General features: G+C 64.2%; 16 protein-coding genes. 11 read left to right on the top strand and 5 right to left on the bottom strand.

Translation table 11 applies throughout. The features are described from left to right. Positions 1–27: 27 nt before the first annotated feature. Positions 28–675, bottom strand: coding sequence for a GTP cyclohydrolase II (gene ribA, locus I4X03_RS13315; protein WP_223468723.1), 648 nt, complete (start codon positions 673–675; stop codon positions 28–30). Between the two features lie 319 nt (positions 676–994). Here ribA and I4X03_RS13310 point away from each other — a divergent pair, with 319 nt between their 5' ends. The 3 genes from I4X03_RS13310 to I4X03_RS13300 are packed head-to-tail and all read left to right on the top strand — an operon-like array spanning position 995 to position 4976. After that, entirely contained in the window at positions 995–1924 is a 930-nt protein-coding gene (locus I4X03_RS13310) for an EAL and HDOD domain-containing protein (protein ID WP_223468722.1), read from the top strand. Next, the gene (locus I4X03_RS13305) at positions 1917–4100 is read left to right on the top strand and encodes a putative bifunctional diguanylate cyclase/phosphodiesterase (protein WP_223468721.1); all 2184 of its coding nucleotides are present in this window, start codon (positions 1917–1919) and stop codon (positions 4098–4100) included. Before I4X03_RS13310 ends, I4X03_RS13305 begins: the two co-directional genes overlap by 8 nt. A 6-nt stretch (positions 4101–4106) precedes the next feature. After that, the gene (locus tag I4X03_RS13300; protein WP_223468720.1) at positions 4107–4976 is read left to right on the top strand and encodes a polysaccharide deacetylase family protein; all 870 of its coding nucleotides are present in this window, start codon (positions 4107–4109) and stop codon (positions 4974–4976) included. On the opposite strand, the gene I4X03_RS13295 is transcribed toward I4X03_RS13300, so the two are convergent. After that, complete coding sequence (locus I4X03_RS13295; protein WP_223468719.1) at positions 4942–5382, bottom strand: FKBP-type peptidyl-prolyl cis-trans isomerase; 441 nt, start codon at positions 5380–5382, stop codon at positions 4942–4944. The genes I4X03_RS13300 and I4X03_RS13295 overlap by 35 nt on opposite strands. A gap of 175 nt (positions 5383–5557) precedes the next feature. On the opposite strand from I4X03_RS13295, the gene I4X03_RS13290 reads away from it, so the two are divergent. Further along, complete coding sequence (locus I4X03_RS13290; RefSeq protein ID WP_223468718.1) at positions 5558–6742, top strand: GAF domain-containing sensor histidine kinase; 1185 nt, start codon at positions 5558–5560, stop codon at positions 6740–6742. Between the two features lie 3 nt (positions 6743–6745). Here the strand turns inward: I4X03_RS13290 and I4X03_RS13285 are convergent, their stop codons facing one another. Next, entirely contained in the window at positions 6746–6961 is a 216-nt protein-coding gene (locus I4X03_RS13285) for a DUF3820 family protein (protein ID WP_223468717.1), read from the bottom strand. A gap of 149 nt (positions 6962–7110) precedes the next feature. Between I4X03_RS13285 and I4X03_RS13280 the strand changes: the two genes are divergently transcribed. Further along, positions 7111–8514, top strand: a complete 1404-nt coding sequence (locus I4X03_RS13280) for a M16 family metallopeptidase (protein WP_223468716.1) — start codon at positions 7111–7113, stop codon at positions 8512–8514. 12 nt (positions 8515–8526) lie between these two features. Further along, on the top strand, positions 8527–9942 hold the full coding sequence (locus I4X03_RS13275) for a M16 family metallopeptidase (RefSeq protein ID WP_223468715.1): 1416 nt from the start codon (positions 8527–8529) through the stop codon (positions 9940–9942). 153 nt (positions 9943–10095) lie between these two features. Here the strand turns inward: I4X03_RS13275 and I4X03_RS13270 are convergent, their stop codons facing one another. Continuing rightward, positions 10096–10521: a hypothetical protein gene (locus I4X03_RS13270; RefSeq protein WP_223468714.1), complete on the bottom strand. Its 426-nt coding sequence runs from the start codon at positions 10519–10521 to the stop codon at positions 10096–10098. A 32-nt stretch (positions 10522–10553) separates the two neighbouring features. Next, positions 10554–10796 (bottom strand): hypothetical protein, encoded by a 243-nt coding sequence (locus tag I4X03_RS13265; protein WP_223468713.1) that lies wholly within the window; start codon positions 10794–10796, stop codon positions 10554–10556. A gap of 291 nt (positions 10797–11087) precedes the next feature. Between I4X03_RS13265 and I4X03_RS13260 the strand changes: the two genes are divergently transcribed. From I4X03_RS13260 to I4X03_RS13240, 5 genes are all read left to right on the top strand, one after another. Next, the gene (locus I4X03_RS13260; RefSeq protein ID WP_223468712.1) at positions 11088–11504 is read left to right on the top strand and encodes a DUF1810 domain-containing protein; all 417 of its coding nucleotides are present in this window, start codon (positions 11088–11090) and stop codon (positions 11502–11504) included. A gap of 14 nt (positions 11505–11518) precedes the next feature. Next, on the top strand, positions 11519–12901 hold the full coding sequence (locus tag I4X03_RS13255) for an alpha/beta hydrolase domain-containing protein (protein ID WP_223469054.1): 1383 nt from the start codon (positions 11519–11521) through the stop codon (positions 12899–12901). A gap of 71 nt (positions 12902–12972) precedes the next feature. After that, positions 12973–14268 (top strand): NYN domain-containing protein, encoded by a 1296-nt coding sequence (locus I4X03_RS13250; RefSeq protein ID WP_223468711.1) that lies wholly within the window; start codon positions 12973–12975, stop codon positions 14266–14268. Positions 14269–14401: 133 nt separating this feature from the next. Then, positions 14402–14833, top strand: a complete 432-nt coding sequence (locus I4X03_RS13245; protein WP_223468710.1) for a hypothetical protein — start codon at positions 14402–14404, stop codon at positions 14831–14833. A 240-nt stretch (positions 14834–15073) separates the two neighbouring features. Beyond that, positions 15074–16543 carry a sodium:solute symporter gene (locus I4X03_RS13240; protein ID WP_223468709.1) on the top strand — a complete coding sequence of 490 codons (1470 nt, stop codon included), beginning with the start codon at positions 15074–15076 and terminating at the stop codon, positions 16541–16543. Positions 16544–16550: the final 7 nt, after the last annotated feature.

Below are 16550 nucleotides of genomic sequence, written 5' to 3'. Positions count from 1 at the left end.
GCTTAACGCATTTCCGTTGTGCGACCGTTACAGTTGTCCGTCTTCGACCACCGCGTCGAGCTGGGGCTGCATCATGTGGCCCAGCTTGGCTTCCTTGGTGTTCAGGTAGGTGTTGTTGAAGGCGTTGCGGTTGACCAGCAGCGGCACCCGCTCGCTGACGTTCACGCCCAGCTTTTCCATGGCGTCGATCTTGCGCGGGTTGTTGGTCATCAGGCGCAGCGACTTGATGCCGAATTGCGCCAGCATCGGCTTGCACAGCGCGTAGTTGCGGGCATCGGCCTGGAAGCCCAGCTGCAGGTTCGCTTCGACCGTGTCGGCGCCGGCTTCCTGCAGGCGGTAGGCGCGGATCTTGTTGACCAGGCCAATGCCGCGGCCTTCCTGGCGCAAGTACAGCAGGATGCCGCGACCTTCATCGGCGATCTTCTTGAGCGCGCCTTCGAGCTGGGCGCCGCAGTCGCAGCGCTGCGAAAACAGCACGTCGCCGGTCAGGCATTCCGAATGCACGCGCGCCAGCACCGGCGCACCATCGCTGATGTCGCCCAGGGTCATCGCCAGGTGTTCCTTGCCAGTCGCATGCTCCACAAAGGCGTGCAAGGTGAACTGCGCCCAGGGCGTCGGCAGCAGGCACGATGTGGTGTAATCCAACAGTTCTTCGGAGGGCGGGGTGGCAGGCATGGCGGTGATCTCAAATCTATTGCTGTACCCGCAAGTGTAGCGGAAATCCTTCCCAGCCGTTGGGGCGGCCCCGCCGGCGCTGGTCCGGCGCGGCCCGCGCCGGCATGATGAAAGCGGCAATTGCATTAATTTTTTTACAAAAAACCGTGTAAAGCGGATCGAAAACGCGGCGCCCGGCACACAAATCGGTGTCGAATGTTGGTATGAGTCAACATTTTCCGGGTAACATTGCAGTTCACATTTACCCCTCTGGCGTTCGATGAATCCTGTAGCTGCTGAGCCTTTGTTCTTTGTCCGTGTCCTTGCCAATCGCAGCGGCATGCCCGCAGCCCTGCTGGCCGATGGCGCCGGCGACGCGGTGGCGCTGCTGGCGCTGGTGGAATCGGGTGCTGGCAGGGTGCTGCCCGCAGCGCTGCCGTGTTTCGTCGCGCCTGGCCTTGAACCGTCCTTGCGCCAGGCCTACGCCGAGGCGCACTGGAAGCAGATCGACCTCGGCGCGCTGCTGCATACCAGCGCGCCGTTCGTACCCAGCCAGCTGGGCGGGGACGTCAAATGGATCGACGGCGACTGGTACCTGGCGCCGCCCGAGAAGGCCAGCGGCGCCCAGGCCGCCTCGCGCTCGCTGGCGCTGCAGCTGGTGCAGCTGGTCGGGGAGGACGCCGACACCCATCAGATCGAAGCGCTGCTGCGCCAGGACGTGGCCCTGTCCTATCACTTGCTGCGGCTGGTCAACTCGCTGGGCGTCGGGGGCGGGCGCAAGGTCAACAGTTTTGCCCAGGCGATCCTGATCCTCGGCCGCCAGCAGCTGCGCCGCTGGCTCAATCTGATGCTGTTCGCCGCCCGCCAGGGCGACATGCGCAGCGCCATGCTGCTGTCGCGCGTGGCATTGCGCGGCCGCGCCGTCGAACTGCTGGCCAAAGCCGGCGGCTTCGACAAAAATATGCAGGAGCAGGCCTTTATGACTGGCATGTTCTCGCTGCTCGGCGTACTGTTTGGCATGCCGCTATGCGATGCCTTGGCGCCGCTGGCGATCAGCAACGGCGTGCGCGCCGCGCTGCTCGACCGCGCGGGCGACCTGGGCGCGTTGCTGGCGCTGGTCGAAAGCGCGGAGCGGGGCGATTTTGCCGATGTGGCCGCCAAGCTGGCGGCCTTCCAGCTCAGCGCCGCCGATTTCAACGACGCCGTGCTGGAAGCGGCTGGCTGGATGCTCGAGGTCGTTAAGGAGAACAAGGGTGGAGCCAATGCCTGAGCACGCACTCGAACGCTGCCTCGCCCTGTTGCGCGGCGCCCGCGCGCTCGACGGCGCGGCGCTGTCGGCCTCGCTCGACGAGCTGGAAGCGGCGATCCTGGTGCTGGCCGCCGGCAAGGTCGGGTTGCCTGCGCCCGCCAGGGTCAGCGTCGAACCGTTCGACCCGGAGGAGCCGGCGATTGTGCTCGACATGGCCGGCTACCTGACCGGCTGGAATGCCGCCGCCGCGACCCTGTTTGGCTATTCCGCCGAGGAAGCCATCGGCCAGCACGTGCTGTTCCTGTACGCCGAGGGTGACGACGACGCCGACATCGCCGAACTGTTCCTGGACAAGGGCAGCGACCAGATCGAGGTGCGGCGCCGTAAAAAGAACGGCGAAATCATCGGCGTGCGCCTGGCGCTGTCGCTGCTCAAGGACGATGGCGGCGAGGCGAACGGCATGCTGGTGCACGTCTCGCCGATCGTCCAGGAACTGGGCGACGCCGACAAGGTGCGCCTGCACGCCCGCATCATCGAAGACAGCGACCAGGGCGTCCTGATCACCGATTCGAGCGAGCGCATCGTCTCGATCAACAGCGCGTTTACCCGCATTACCGGGTATGCGCCGGTCGAAGCGATCGGCAAGACCCCGGACCTGCTGCGCTCGGGCGTGCACGACGCCGAGTTCCGCGCCAAGGTGCGCGCCGCGATGCGCGGCAACGGCCCGTGGCGCGGCGAGATCGTCGGCAAGCGCAAGAACGGCGACCTGTTCCCGCAATCGGTCACCATCAGCGCGGTGCGCGACGGCGGCGGGCGCATCACCCACACCTTCTCGCTGTTCTCCGACATCAGCGTGCACAAGGCTGCCGAGGCGCGCGTGCAGCGCATGGCCAACTACGACAGCCTCACCGGGCTGCCGAACCGCAGCCTGCTGATCCACCTGCTCGGGCAGGCGCTGACGGACGCGCGCCGCACCAACCAGTATGGCGCGCTGATGGTCATTGAAATCAACCGCATGGCCGCCATCAGCGACATGCTCGGCCACGACGCCGCCAGCGAGCTGCTGTGCGAACTGGGACGCCGCTTCCGCGGCCTGCTGCGCGAGACCGACATCCTGGCGCGCATCGACGGCAGCAAGTTCGCCGTCGCGCTGCCGCACAGCGAGCGGCGCGAAAACGTCACGATCGTCGTCAACAAGATCCTGGCCGCGCTGGCATTGCCGCTGACGGTCGACGGCCACAGCCTGCAAGTGAGCGCCAGTATCGGGGTCTCGGTGTATCCGGAAGACGCCGCCGATGCGGCCTCGCTGATCCGCTGCGCCGATGTCGCCATGGCCAAGGCCCAGGAAGGCGGCGGCGGCACCTTCCTGTTCTACCGCGAGCAGATGGACTTGCGCGCCAAGGAAGACATGATGCTCGAGGCGGAGCTGCGCACCGCCGTCAACGAAGGCCAGCTTGAACTGCATTACCAGCCCAAGGTGAGCCTGCGCAGCGGGCGCATCGTCGGCGCCGAGGCGCTGATCCGCTGGCGCCATCCGGAGCGCGGCATGATTTCGCCGGGCGTGTTCATCGCGCTGGCCGAGGAAACCGGCATGATCCACGACATCGGCTCGTGGGTGCTGGAAGAAGCCTGCCGCCAGATCGGCGCCTGGCGCAATGCCGGCCTGGTGATGCCGCCGGTGGCGGTGAACCTGTCGGCGCGCCAGTTCGACCGCCGCCTGCCGTCGCGCATCCTGGCGGTGCTCGACAAGCACGGCGTGCTGCCCGAGCAGATCATGCTGGAGATTACCGAGAGCCTGCTGGTGGGCGGCGCCGACAACGTCGTCGCCATCATGAACGAGCTGGTGGCGATGGGCCTGGCGCTGGCGCTGGACGACTTCGGCACCGGCTATTCCAGCCTGGCCTACCTGAAGAAATTCCCGATCTCGACCCTGAAGATCGATCGCGCCTTCGTGGTCGGCCTGCCGCACGAGGAAAGCGATTGCGCCATCGCGCGCGCGATCGTCACGATGGCCAAGCAGCTGCGCCAGGAAATCGTCGCCGAAGGCGTCGAGACCGAAGAACAGATGGCCTTCCTGCGCGACCTCGGCTGCGACCAGCTGCAGGGCTGGCTGTTCAGCCCGGCCGTGACGGGCGCCGAGTTCGAACGCATGATGCGCGATGGCGACCGCCTGAGCGTGGCGCGGTTGCCGGCCTGAGCGGTGATGGCGCGCGTCACAGGCTTGCGCTTGAATGGCGTGCTGGCACTGCTCGCCGCCGCTGCCATCGCCAGTCCGCTTGCCGCAGCGGCCGGCCCGGCCTTCGCCTGGCCAAACGGTGCGCGCGCCGCGGTCAGCCTCGCCTATGACGACGCGCTCGACTCCCAGCTCGGCAACGCCATTCCGGTGCTCGACCGGCATGGCATCAAGGGCAGCTTTTACCTGACGCTGTCCAACCCGTCGGTGGCGCAGCGCATGGCGGACTGGCGCGCGGCGGCGCAGCGCGGGCATGAACTCGGCAACCACACGCTGTTCCACCAGTGCGCGCGCAGCAAGCCCGATCGCGGCTGGGTCGAGCCGCACCGCGACCTCGATACCACGAGTGTCGAACAGATGCGCGACCAGGTGCTGCTTGCCAATACGATGCTCGAAGCGATCGACGGCCGCAAGGAGCGGACCTTCACGGTCCCTTGCGGCGACACGGTAGCTGGCGGGCGCGACTACCTGGCGGCGGTGCAGGACAGCTTTGCCGCCATCAAGGTTGGCGGCGGCAGCGGCGTGATCGATGCGATGACCACGCTCGATCCGCTAGCGGTGCCGGTGGCCGCGCCTGTCGGCTTGACCGGCAAGCAGCTGATCGCCATCGTGCAGCGTGCGGCAGGGCAGGGCACGATGGTCAATTTCACTTTCCACGGCATTGGTGGCGACTACCTCAGCGTATCGGCCGAGGCGCACGAGGAGCTGGTGCGCTTCCTCGCCGAACACCGCCAGCTGGTCTGGACCGATACGTTCATCAACATCATGAAGCACGTGAAGCAGCAGCAGGCACGTGCTCCCGGGATTAACGCACGTCCAGCAGCTCGACCTCGAAGGTGAGCGTGGCATTGGGCGGAATCGGCCCCGCGCCGGACGCGCCGTAGCCCATGTCAGGCGGTACGATGAGGGTGCGCTTGCCGCCGACCTTCATGCCCTGCACGCCTTCATCCCATCCCTTGATGACCTGTCCGCCGCCGAGCTGGAAGCTGAAGGGCTCGCGTCCTACGGATGAGTCGAACTGCGCGCCGCGCTGCGCCGGGGCTGCGGGCTCGTAGAGCCAGCCGGTGTAATGCACAACAGCGGTCACGCCCGCGGTGGCCTCCTTGCCGGTGCCGCTCACGGTGTCGATCTTTTGCATGGGCACGGCTGGCGTTGCAGCGGCTTGCGGCGCATCGGCGCGCTTGCATGCGGTGACGGTGAGCGTCATTGCCAGGCCAAGCAGGCAGGTGGAAAGCAGCTTTTTCACGTTGGTCTCTCAGGTTGGTTAGCAAAACAGGTGCAGGATACAGCATGCGGCCGAGCTGAGTGGGCGCCAGTACCGGAAGCCCGGCCTGTGAAACGACGGGTGACTTTCAGTTGTGAAACTGCGGCGCTGGGGGGGCGAGAGGTGTTACCATGAAAACCCCGATTAATGAAAGCGTATGGCAATGCCCCAAGGCTACGGTGATTCCGTCAGAGAGATCCAGTCGATCAAGGCCGTCCCCAGGATACTGGAAACGGTGTCATCGATGACAGGACTGGGTTTTGTGTGCGTCGCCTATGTGACGGAAGAGGCCTGGGTCACCTGCGCTGTGCTCGACAAGCTCGGTTTCGGCCTCAAGCCGGGCGATCCGCTTGATGTGCGGACCACGCTGTGCCGTGAAGTGCGCGCCGCCAAGGCGCCCATCGTGATCGACTGCGTCAATGAAAGCGTCGCGTTCCGCGACCATCACACCCCGAAAATGTACGGCTTCGAAAGCTATTTCTCGGTGCCTGTGTACCGTCCGGGCGGCGAATATTTTGGCACCCTCTGCGGGCTCGATCCCAAGCGCGCCAGCTTGTCCGATCCGGCGACCGTCTCGACGATGACCTTGTTCGCCGAACTGATCTCCGCACAGCTGGAAAGCGCGCATACGCTGGCCGAGGCCGAAGCGGCGTTGCAGCGGGAACGCGAAACGGCCGAGCTGCGCGAACAGTTCATCGCGGTGCTGGGCCACGATTTGCGCACCCCGCTCGGCGCGATCCAGACCGGCGTCGATGTGCTGAAGCGCAAGCACAGCGATCCTGGCGCGCAACCGGTCCTGGAACGGATGGAACGCAGCGTGGGACGGATGTCGGCACTGGTCGACGACGTGGTCGACTTCGCCCGCGGGCGCATGGGCGGGGGCATCGCACTGGCGCTATACCGCGAGGACAGGCTCGACCTGGTGTTCGAGCAGGTCATCGGCGAGCTGCGCGGGATGTATCCCGAGCGTAGGCTTGTCACCACAATCCAGCCGAACCTGCGCCTGCGATGCGACGCTGGCCGCATGGCGCAGATGCTGTCGAACCTGCTCAAGAACGCACTGGTGCACGGCAGCGCCGATCACCCGATCCGGGTCGCCGCCCATTCGGTCGACGGGAGGTTTTACCTGATGGTGACCAACCATGGACCGGAGCTGACCGATCGCGTATCGGCGCAGCTGTTCAAGCCATTCTGGCGCGCCGCCACCGAGCAGCCGCGCGATGGCCTCGGGTTGGGCCTGTTCATCGTCTCGGAAATCGCCCGTTCGCATGGCGGCGAGATCGACGTGCTGTCGGCCGGCAGCACGACCTCGTTCCGCTTCACGATGCCCGACACTGCCTGATTCTCAGCGCCGCCGGCGCAGCGGGTCCAGCAATCCCTTCAAATCATTATGGTCGAGCTCGTACATCAGTTCGAGCAGTTCGCCCAGCTCGCCCTTGGGAAAGCCTTCGCGTGCAAACCAGCTCAGGTAATGGGCGGGCAGGTCGGCGATCACGCGGCCTTTGAACTTTCCGTAAGGCATTTCTCGGGTCAACAGCAATGACAGGTGCTCGGGCTTCATGCAGGTATATGTATATGTATGTCGTGAAAATATTGATGTTCAAACGCTATTCTTGCTCGTAACGCTACGGTAATATACCTCGCCGGGCCGACCTTCGGGCCGGACGGTTTGTTGGTATTTCCTCGCCAAACGTCACCATGAGGTTTTCTATGCGTTTTCGCCATATCCCTGTCCTGCTGGCGGGTCTATCGCTGTCGCTGTCGGCGCTTGCCGCCGCGGCCGACAGCTGGAAGCTCCCGGTCAATGTCCAAAAACTCGATAACGGCCTGACCGTCATCGTCTCCGAAGACCATAGTTCGCCAACCGTCGGTGTCAGCGTGGTGTACCACGTCGGCATGCGCCTCGAGCCGAAGAACCGCACCGGCTTCGCCCACCTGTTCGAACACCTGATGTTCCAGGGCACGCCAAATGCGCCGAAGGGCGTGTTCGATAAAACCATCACCGGCGGCGGCGGCAACAACAACGGCTCCACCCGCGCCGACTTCACCAACTACATCGAGACCGCGCCAGTGTCGGCGCTCGACGCCATCCTGTGGCTCGAAGCGGACCGCATGAAGACCCTCGACTTCAACGAGAAGACGCTGAAAAACCAGCAGGACGTGGTCAAGGAAGAAATCCGCGTCAACGTGAAGAACCAGCCATACGGCGGCTTCATGTGGATCGACATCGGCCAGCACGCGTTCCAGAAGTGGGAGAACAACCACGACGGCTACGGCAGCTTCCAGGACCTGGAAGGCGCCAGCCTTGAAGACGTGCGCAACTTCCACCGCGACTACTACGGCCCGAACAACGCCGTGCTGTCGATCGCCGGCGACGTGACGCCGGCCCAGGGCTTCGCGCTGGCCAAGAAGTACTTCGGCGATATCGCCAGGCGTCCGACCCCGAAGGCGGGCGACTTCACCGAGCCGCTCAACACCGCTGAAAAGCGCGTCGAGCAAAGCGACACGCTGGCCCAGGTGCCGGCGATTGCCGCCGCATGGAAGATGCCCGACCGCGCCAGCCGCGACCAGGCGCCGATGGCCGTGCTGGGCGAACTGCTGGCCGGCAGCGATGCGTCGCGTTTTTACCAGGGCATCGTCAAGGGCCGCGAGCTGGCGCTTAACGTCGACGCGCTGTATGGCCTGACCAGCCCATGGGAATATGACGGCCCGACGCTGTTCACCGTGTTCTTCGTCTACAAGCCGACCACCAATGCCGACGCGATGCTGGCCGCGATGGATGAGGAAATCGCCAAGGTCGTCAAGAACGGCGTCGATGCCGCGACCCTCAAGCGCGTCAAGACCAGCATGCTGGCAGACTGGAACAATTCGCTGGAGAGCTTCATGGGCCGCGCCGACAGGCTGGCCAAGCTGCAGACCTTGTGGGGCGACGCCAACGTCGTCAACAAGATTCCGATGTGGATCGAAGGCGTCACTTCGGCCGACCTGCAGCGCGTCGCGAAAACCTACCTGACGCGCGAGAACCGCACCGTCATCGACCGCAAGCCTGTCGCCGCCGCCAAGCCTGCCCCGGCGCCAGCCGCAGCCCCAGCGCCTGCCGGCGCAAAATCATAAAGGAGAGCATCGATGAAAAAACTGATGCTGGCATTGTCCGTTTCCCTGATGTTCGCGCCTGCCGCCTTTGCTGCCGGCGCCGACGCCAAGCCTGCCAACAACCTGCCGCCTTTCGGCCAGGAGAAAACCATTCCGGCGCCGACCATCGCCAAGAAGGTGCTGTCGAACGGGCTCGAAGTCTGGGTCGTCCCGCGCAAGGGCCTGCCCCGCGTCGACTACGTGCTGGCCGTGCGCGATTCGGGGCTGGCCGCCGACCCCAGGAGCCATCCTGGTTTCGCCAAACTGCTCGCGGGCCTTCTCAATGAAGGCACTACCAGGCGCGACTCGCGTGCGATTGCCGAACTGGCGCAAGGCTACGGCGGCTCGGTTGCCGCGAGCCCCGGTAACGACGGCATCACGGTGTTCGCCAATGCGGTCAGCTCGAGTGCCGGCCCGATGATGAACCTGCTGGCCGAAGTGGCGCGCATGCCGTCGTTCCCGGCCAAGGAAGTCGAGCTGGCCAAGGCCAATGCGCTGCAAGGGCTGCGCGTGTCCGAAACCACGCCGCGCTTCCGCGCCGAACGCGCGATCAGCAAGGCGATCTACGGCGATCATCCGTACGGGAACACCACCGAGACCGCCGAGTCGATCACCAGCACCACCGAAGAACTGCTGCGCGCCGAGCACGCCAGGCGTTTCCGTCCGGAGCGCAGCCTGCTGGTCATCACGGGCCGCATTTCGCAGGCCGACGCGATGAAGTTCGCGCAGGCGGCGTTCGGCGACTGGAAGGGGCAGGGGCCAGCGGCGCCGGCGATTGCGGCTTTCACGCCGTCGGCCAAGCCGGCGCGCATTCTGCTGCAGCGTGACGGCAGCGTGCAGTCGACCCTGCGCCTTGGCGCGGCCGGCATTCCAGCCACCTCGCCGGACTATGTGCCGCTGCGCCTTGCCAGCACGATTATCGGCGGCGGCTTCTCCAGCCGGGTCAACACCAACCTGCGCGAAGAGAAGGGTTATACCTACGGCGCTTCGGCCGGCGCGCGCACCATGCGTAACGGCGGCGGCATCGTCGGCGGCGCGGACGTGCGCAATGAAGTCACCGGCGCGGCGCTGGCCGAGTACTTCGGCGAGTACCGCCGCCTGGGCGGCGAGCTGGTGCCTGCCGACGAAATGAGCATGAACAAGCGTTACGTCGCAGGTACTTACCTGATCACCAACCAGCTGCAGCGCGCGGTGGCATCGACCTTGGCCAACAACTGGCTGGTCGGCCTGCCTTCCGAATTCCTCGGCGAGTTCGTGCCGGCGATCCAGAAGGTCACGCCGGAGCAGGTGCGCGACATGGGCAAGAAGTACTTCAACCCTGAGGCGCAGTCGGTCGTGGTGGTAGGCGACAACGCATCGGTCTCGGCGCAGCTGAAACAGTTCGGCGAATTCACCGTCACCGAAAAATAGCGCCTCATCGCGCATGCCACGGCCGGGGTAGCGTTACCCTGGCCGTTTGTTTTGGTCCGCCGGCAGGCTGGGCCGACCGCAATGTTCATGATCGCGTTAATCTCGCCCCGGGGTACGTTGTATGCCGCTACTACAACGGCGAGCAAGCCGCCGTCATTTAGCCGTCTGGCTCTCAAGATTTTTGCGAATGTCAGGCCACGCAATGATTGTAGGACTTGACGTCGCCAGTTCAGGTTTTTCCCGCAGTACATCCTCGATAAGCGTGTCGATGCTGGCGAAGTGGACTTTAGTTTTCCCCAAAACAGATCTGCTGATTAGTGCGCCGATGACGAGCATATCCTCGTCTTCGTCGTACGGGATTATCAACCCTGGATACTTCTGCATTTCTTTGGGGTAGAAGTTCGCCATCGAGGCGAGCACTACTCGGCCAATCCCCTTTGATGCCTCCTCTAAGCCGCGGTCGCTAAGCTCTTTAAGCGGTCGCTCAACATCAAGCGGGTCGCTGTCGGCCCTCATGACATGACTCATCACGAGTTCGCTTTTGTCGTTCACATAGATTGCCAGGTGCGGTATCTGCATTGTTCCTCCATGTCGTTTCGAGTAAGAAGAAGTCATGCTTCCCCGTTTGTGCCTGCGATCCAGCTTGCCGTAGCCGTCACTGGTGACACCCAGTTGCCCCGGACGATGTGAATCACATGACCGGCCTTCGCTGGCAGCGCTGCAACCTTACAAGTCTTGACCTCTATATCAGTGCAAACCGTCACCGTTGCCGGGGTTGGCGTGGCCTGAACAATTGACATCCCGCCCCAAGTTAACGTCAGTATTCCTACTATTTTGGCTATCAGATTTTTCATGCTTCTTCCCAAGAAAATGTATAAGTCATCAAGAAGCTTAAAAGTATGAGCGTCACAACTGATGAGCAGGTTGTGCTATATCCAAGGTGCGCGCTGCGCGTTAGCGCCCAAAATTCACGCATGTGTTGGGGGCGTCTCGTGGTGGATGTGACGCGCCAGTCGCTGGTCGGATCGGAAGCGGTCTCGCCGTCATGAAGGATTTTCAGGCCATAACTGTCTGGTTTATGATGGAGACCCACCAACGCATTTCGCACTCGGTCGCTGGCCGAATCTGTTTTCGCAGGAGGCGGCATGTTCGACCCCGATCGCTTTATCAAGGCGCAGGCACCGGTCCACGGTACGGTCCTCAGTGAGCTGCGCGCCGCGCGCAAGCGCAGCCACTGGATGTGGTTTGTATTCCCGCAGATCGCAGGGATTGGGCGCAGCGAGATGGCCCAGCGCTACGCCATCGCGTCGCTTGATGATGCAAGGGCCTATCTGGCCCACCCGGTCCTGGGCGCGCGCCTGCGCGAGTGCGCTTCACTGGTGCTCGCGGCGCAGGACACAACCGTCGACGAAATCTTCGGATATCCGGATAATATGAAGTTCCATTCGTCGATGACGCTGTTCGCCGCCGTGCCCGCAGCCGATCCGGTGTTCCGCGCGAACCTCGACAAGTATTTCGGCGGCGCGCCGGACGCGCTGACGCTGTCCCGCTTAAAGGAGTAAATGAGTTGAGATTGATGCGCTGCCTGTCCCTGCTTGCCCCACTGCTGGCGCTGGCGTCCTGCGCCAGCCAGCCTTCCGCCAGGATCGGCACGCTGGAAATCGTGGCCCGCGCACCCGCTTATGGCGGCACCGTATTTGAGGGCGGCGGGGCCTACGAAGCGGTCACCGCGGTGGCGCACCTGGCCAGCGGCGACGCCGAGGTGCTGGTGCTGCAGCCGACGGACGCGCTGAAAAAATCGGGCGTGCTGCTGATCGAAGCGGCAGGCGCCGACGGACGGCTGCTGGCGCGCATGGCCAACGACGGCGACGCCAGGCACGAGCGCGCTGACAGCGCGGGAAATGGCTTCACGATGCGGCGCGGGCACGCGCTGGTTTCGGTCAAGGTGTCGAACCCGCAGCAGCTGCGCGAGGCGGCGCTCCTGCTGCAACGCCAGTATCTCCCGGATGCGACACTGGCGATCGGGGGCGGGCAGGGCGGCCACCTGCTGCGCGACATGGTCAAGGACGGATTGAACCGCTCGCCGGCAGGCCACAAGGTATTTGACGGCGCATTGGTGATGATGACCGGCGCCGGCGAGCAGTTCCCGTTCACCTACGGCCCGGCCAAAGACCCGGTCAGCGGAAGGACCGACGGCATCTTCGCGCGCTGCAGCGCCACCGCGACCTGCCCGAAACTGATCCATCTCGACAGCACCAACGATTTCTGGCAAGCGCGCGCCGCGCTCGTGGCCACCGGCGGTACGTCGCGCGATATCGCCATGCCGGACGCCGTGCGCGCCTATCTGATTTCCTCGACCCAGCACTTCTACGCCGACCGTCCGGTGCAGGCCGACTGCCGGCATCCGAACAATCCGGCACGGCAGTCGCCGGTGGTGCGCGTGATGCTCGATCACCTGGTGGCCTGGACGCGCGGCGGCAAGGCGCCGCCGCCGAGCCGGTATCCATTGCTTGCCGATTCCATGCTGACGAAGGCGGACCCCGACTCGGTCGGTTTCCCCGACCTGCGCGCGCTTGGCATCAGCCATCCGGAAGGCCTTGGCGGGCAGGGCCCGTATCCGCTGTTGGTGCCGATGGCCGATGTGGATGGCCACGACATCGCAGGCATCCGACTGCCCGAGATCGAGGTGCCGCTGGCGACGCACGCCGGCTGGAACCTGCGCCGTGGCCGCGCCAACCCGCCGCCGCTGTGCGGCCCGAACGGCCTGCTGGTGCCGTTTTCCGCCACGCCGCGCAAGGGCGACCCGCGCCGGGCGATATCGCAGCGCTACCCGAGCCGGATCGAGTATGCGAAGGCGGTGGCGCTGTCGGCGCGCGCTTTGCGCGACCAGGGATTGCTGCTGCAGGAAGACGTCGACCGCTACATCGAACGCGCCCGGCGCGAGACGCGCGTGCCCTGATGAACTACCCATTCGGCGTTGTTGCGTATAATCGCGCAGGCATTGCCCGATAAACATAGAGAACACTAAATATGGCTTCATCCTCAGACAACATCAGCATGGCTGTGTTTTGCGACTTCGAAAACGTCGCACTCGGCGTGCGTGACGCCAACTACGAGAAATTCGACATCAAGCCGGTCCTCGAACGGCTTTTGCTCAAGGGCAGCATCGTCGTCAAGAAGGCGTACTGCGACTGGGACCGCTACAAGGGCTTCAAGAGCGCCATGCACGAAGCGAACTTCGAGATGATCGAAATCCCGCACGTGCGCCAGTCCGGCAAGAACTCGGCGGATATCCGCCTGGTTGTCGACGCGCTCGACCTTTGCTACACCAAATCCCATGTCGACACCTTCGTCATCATCAGCGGCGACTCCGACTTTTCGCCGCTGGTCTCCAAGCTGCGCGAGAACGCCAAGAAAGTGATCGGCGTCGGCGTCAAGCAGTCGACCTCCGACCTGCTGGTGGCCAACTGCGACGAATTCATCTTCTACGACGACCTGGTGCGCGAAGTGCGCCGCGCCGCCGCCAAGCGCGACGAGCGCAAGACGCAGCCGGCCGCGCGCGGCAAGTCGCCGGACGAAGGCAACCGCCGCAAGGAAGAAAGCGAAGCGCGCAAGGCGCAGGCGATCGAGCTGGTGGTCGAGATGTTCGACGCGCTGGTGTCCGAACGCGGCGACAGCGGCAAGATCTGGGCATCGCTGCTGAAGGACACCCTCAAGCGCCGCCGTCCGGACTTCAACGAGACCTTCTACGGTTTCCGCACCTTCGGCAACCTGCTGGAAGAAGCGCAGAACCGCGGCATGCTCGAGTTCGGCCGCGACGAGAAATCGGGCGCCTACGTGTACCGCAGCAGCGCCGCGACGGCTGCGGCAACGGCCGCCGACAACGCCTCGGTCGCGCAGGAAGTGGTGGAGCTGATCGAAGAGGCGACGCCGGCCAAGGAATCGCGCCGCCGTGGCGGCCGTGGACGCAAGCCTGCGCCAGTGATGGAAACGCCGGCCGACGCGCCCGAGGCGCCGGAAGAATTGGTGGAAGCCGTCGCTGAGGCATCGGCCGAGGCAGCGGAACCGGTAGCGGTGGAGCCGGAGCCGGTTGCGGCGCCTTCGCCGGCGCCAGCCAAGGCCAAGCGCCAGCCGGCCCCCGCACGCACCCGCAAGGCTGCCGCCAAGAAGGCCGAAGCGGTGGTCCCTGCAGCGGAAGCACCGATCGTGGTGGAGGCGCCAGCCGAAGCTGCGGCGGACGAAGCCAAGCCATCCAAGCCGGCACGCAAGACTGCTCCCCGCAGCCGCCGTCCGGCCAAGCCGAAGGCAGCGCCGGAAAACGCCTGACGTAACACGGTTGACGCGCGGCCGTTCAGGTGCGCGCGTCAACCCGACGGTGCATTCCGTCGGAATGGTGCAAACTGAGGTCTCATACTCAGGTCTAACCAGTTGTCCGAGCCCGATCGTGAAGGAGTTCACCATGCGCATGCTTACCGGATTGCTGCTGTCCCTCTCCCTCACGGGGCCACTCGCGCTCGCGGCGCCGCGCGCGCCGGCGTCCAACCATCCCATCCTTGGCATCTGGAAGCTCACGCTGCCTGATGGAAGCTGCTCCGAGACCTATCGGTTCCGCAGCGACGGCACCACGCTGGTGACCAGCGCCGCCGAGGTGTCGGAAAGCGAATTCACCATTCCCGCCGAGCCGAGCGCGAAGGGCTTTTACCGGATGGTCGATACCATCGTGAAGGACAACGGCAAGGAAGATTGCCTGGGGCAGGTGATGAAGGTGGGGGCCAGTACGACCAATTTCATCCGCTTCCATCCGTCGGGCGCATTGTTCCTGATGTGCGCGGCCGAGTCGATGGACTCGTGTATCGGGCCGTTCCAGCGGGTGATGGGGCAGGGGACGTAGGTTAACCATCGACCTGAACTGTTAGGGCGGAAGAGCGGAGCGTCACCCGGCAAATATGTGCCGCGTTGACACATGCGTTCGGCGGATGACGCTGCGCTCTTCCGCCCTACATTTCCTGTCCATTCCCTGAAGTTATCAGCCAAGATACCCAGGTAATCCCTCTCTGCGCAAGGCTCGTCTGCCCGGCGGTATCGGTGTATATTGCTGGCGAACTCATCGCCACTTTGCACTGGACCTGCCATGTCACCGGTTTTACTTTTCGTTATTCTGATCGCGTATTTCGCCCTGCTGATGGGCGTGGCCTGGGCCACTTCCCGCAACGCCAACAACGATTCTTTCTACATCGGTAACAAGAGCAGCAACTGGATGCTGGTCGCGTTCGGCATGGTCGGCACCACGCTGTCCGGCGCCACCTTCATCAGCGTGCCGGGCAACGTCGGTCTCGACGCCTTCGGCTACGGCCAGATCCTGATCGGCTACGTGATCGGCTACATCGCCGTGGCCTTCATCCTGCTGCCGCTGTACTACCGCCTCAAGCTGACCTCGATCTACCATTACCTCGACGTGCGCCTCGGGCGCCGCGCCTACCAGAGCGGGGCCTCGTTCTTCATCCTGTCGCGCCTGCTGGGCGCCACCGCGCGCCTTTACCTCGTCGTCAATATCCTGCAGGCGATCATCCTCGACAGCCTCGGCGTGCCGTTCTGGCTGACCACCCTGGTCATCCTCGGCATGATCCTGATGTATACCTACGAAGGCGGCGTCAAGACCATCGTCTGGACCGACACCCTGCAAACGACCTGCATGCTGTTCGGCCTGGTCGCCTGCGTGGTCTACCTGCTGACCCAGCTCGACATGACCGTCGGCCAGAGCCTGGCGGCGATGGATGCGCGCGGCCTGTCGACCATCTTTACGACCGACCTCGACAGCCCGAACTTCTTCCTCAAGCAGATCATCGCGGGCGCCTTCATCGTGCTGACCATGACCGGCATGGACCAGGAAATGATGCAGAAGACAATTTCCGTCAAAACCTTGAAGGACTCGCAGAAGAACCTGCTGACCCTGACCCTGATCCTGGTCGTGGTGCTGTCGATGTTCCTGTTCCTCGGCGGCCTGCTGTACCTGTACGCGCCGCTGGCCGGCGTCACCGCCACCGGCGACAAGATCTTCCCGGCCGTCGTCATGGGCCACCTGCCGGCCGCGGTGCAGATCATCTTCCTGATCGCGCTGGTGTCGGCGCTGTTCCCGAGCGCCGACGGCGCCATCACCGCGCTGACATCGAGCTTCTGTATCGACCTGCTGGGCCTGAAGCGCCGCGATGACCTGTCCGAAGCCGACAAGGTCAAATGGCGCCAGCGCGTCCACCTGGGTTTTGCCTTCCTGTTCCTGCTGCTGGTGATGGGCTTCAAATGGGCAGATAGCCCGAGCATGATCATCGTGATCCTGAAACTGGCCAGCTATACCTATGGCCCGCTGCTCGGACTGTTCGCCTTCGGCCTGCTGACCACGCGCCGGCTCGACGACCGCTGGGTTCCTGCGATCGCCGTCGGCGCCCCTGTGCTGTGCGGATTAATTGAGTTTAATCAGGCATACCTGCTGGGAAGCTACCGCCTCGGACTTGAATTGCTCATGATTAATGGCATATTGGTGTTTGCCGGTTTGTACGCTATTTCCAGCAAGGAAAGGCGCGATCCGTCCGCAGTCGCTGCGTAAGACGTTT

Source organism: Massilia soli (assembly GCF_016809835.1).
GTDB lineage: Bacteria > Pseudomonadota > Gammaproteobacteria > Burkholderiales > Burkholderiaceae_D > Telluria_A > Telluria_A soli.
Note: the sequence above shows the minus strand (reverse complement) of the source record. Positions and strands in the feature narration are given on the sequence as shown.

Coding starts and splice junctions, on each gene's coding strand:
- I4X03_RS13300 (WP_223468720.1), top strand. CDS start 4,107: ATGGCGCGCGTCACAGGCTTGCGCTTGAATGGCGTGCTGGCACTGCTC.
- I4X03_RS13240 (WP_223468709.1), top strand. CDS start 15,074: ATGTCACCGGTTTTACTTTTCGTTATTCTGATCGCGTATTTCGCCCTG.
- I4X03_RS13270 (WP_223468714.1), bottom strand. CDS start 10,521: ATGCAGATACCGCACCTGGCAATCTATGTGAACGACAAAAGCGAACTC.
- I4X03_RS13255 (WP_223469054.1), top strand. CDS start 11,519: ATGCGCTGCCTGTCCCTGCTTGCCCCACTGCTGGCGCTGGCGTCCTGC.
- I4X03_RS13285 (WP_223468717.1), bottom strand. CDS start 6,961: ATGAAGCCCGAGCACCTGTCATTGCTGTTGACCCGAGAAATGCCTTAC.
- I4X03_RS13275 (WP_223468715.1), top strand. CDS start 8,527: ATGAAAAAACTGATGCTGGCATTGTCCGTTTCCCTGATGTTCGCGCCT.
- I4X03_RS13280 (WP_223468716.1), top strand. CDS start 7,111: ATGCGTTTTCGCCATATCCCTGTCCTGCTGGCGGGTCTATCGCTGTCG.
- I4X03_RS13265 (WP_223468713.1), bottom strand. CDS start 10,796: ATGAAAAATCTGATAGCCAAAATAGTAGGAATACTGACGTTAACTTGG.
- I4X03_RS13290 (WP_223468718.1), top strand. CDS start 5,558: ATGGCAATGCCCCAAGGCTACGGTGATTCCGTCAGAGAGATCCAGTCG.
- I4X03_RS13305 (WP_223468721.1), top strand. CDS start 1,917: ATGCCTGAGCACGCACTCGAACGCTGCCTCGCCCTGTTGCGCGGCGCC.
- ribA (WP_223468723.1), bottom strand. CDS start 675: ATGCCTGCCACCCCGCCCTCCGAAGAACTGTTGGATTACACCACATCG.
- I4X03_RS13260 (WP_223468712.1), top strand. CDS start 11,088: ATGTTCGACCCCGATCGCTTTATCAAGGCGCAGGCACCGGTCCACGGT.
- I4X03_RS13250 (WP_223468711.1), top strand. CDS start 12,973: ATGGCTTCATCCTCAGACAACATCAGCATGGCTGTGTTTTGCGACTTC.
- I4X03_RS13310 (WP_223468722.1), top strand. CDS start 995: ATGCCCGCAGCCCTGCTGGCCGATGGCGCCGGCGACGCGGTGGCGCTG.
- I4X03_RS13245 (WP_223468710.1), top strand. CDS start 14,402: ATGCGCATGCTTACCGGATTGCTGCTGTCCCTCTCCCTCACGGGGCCA.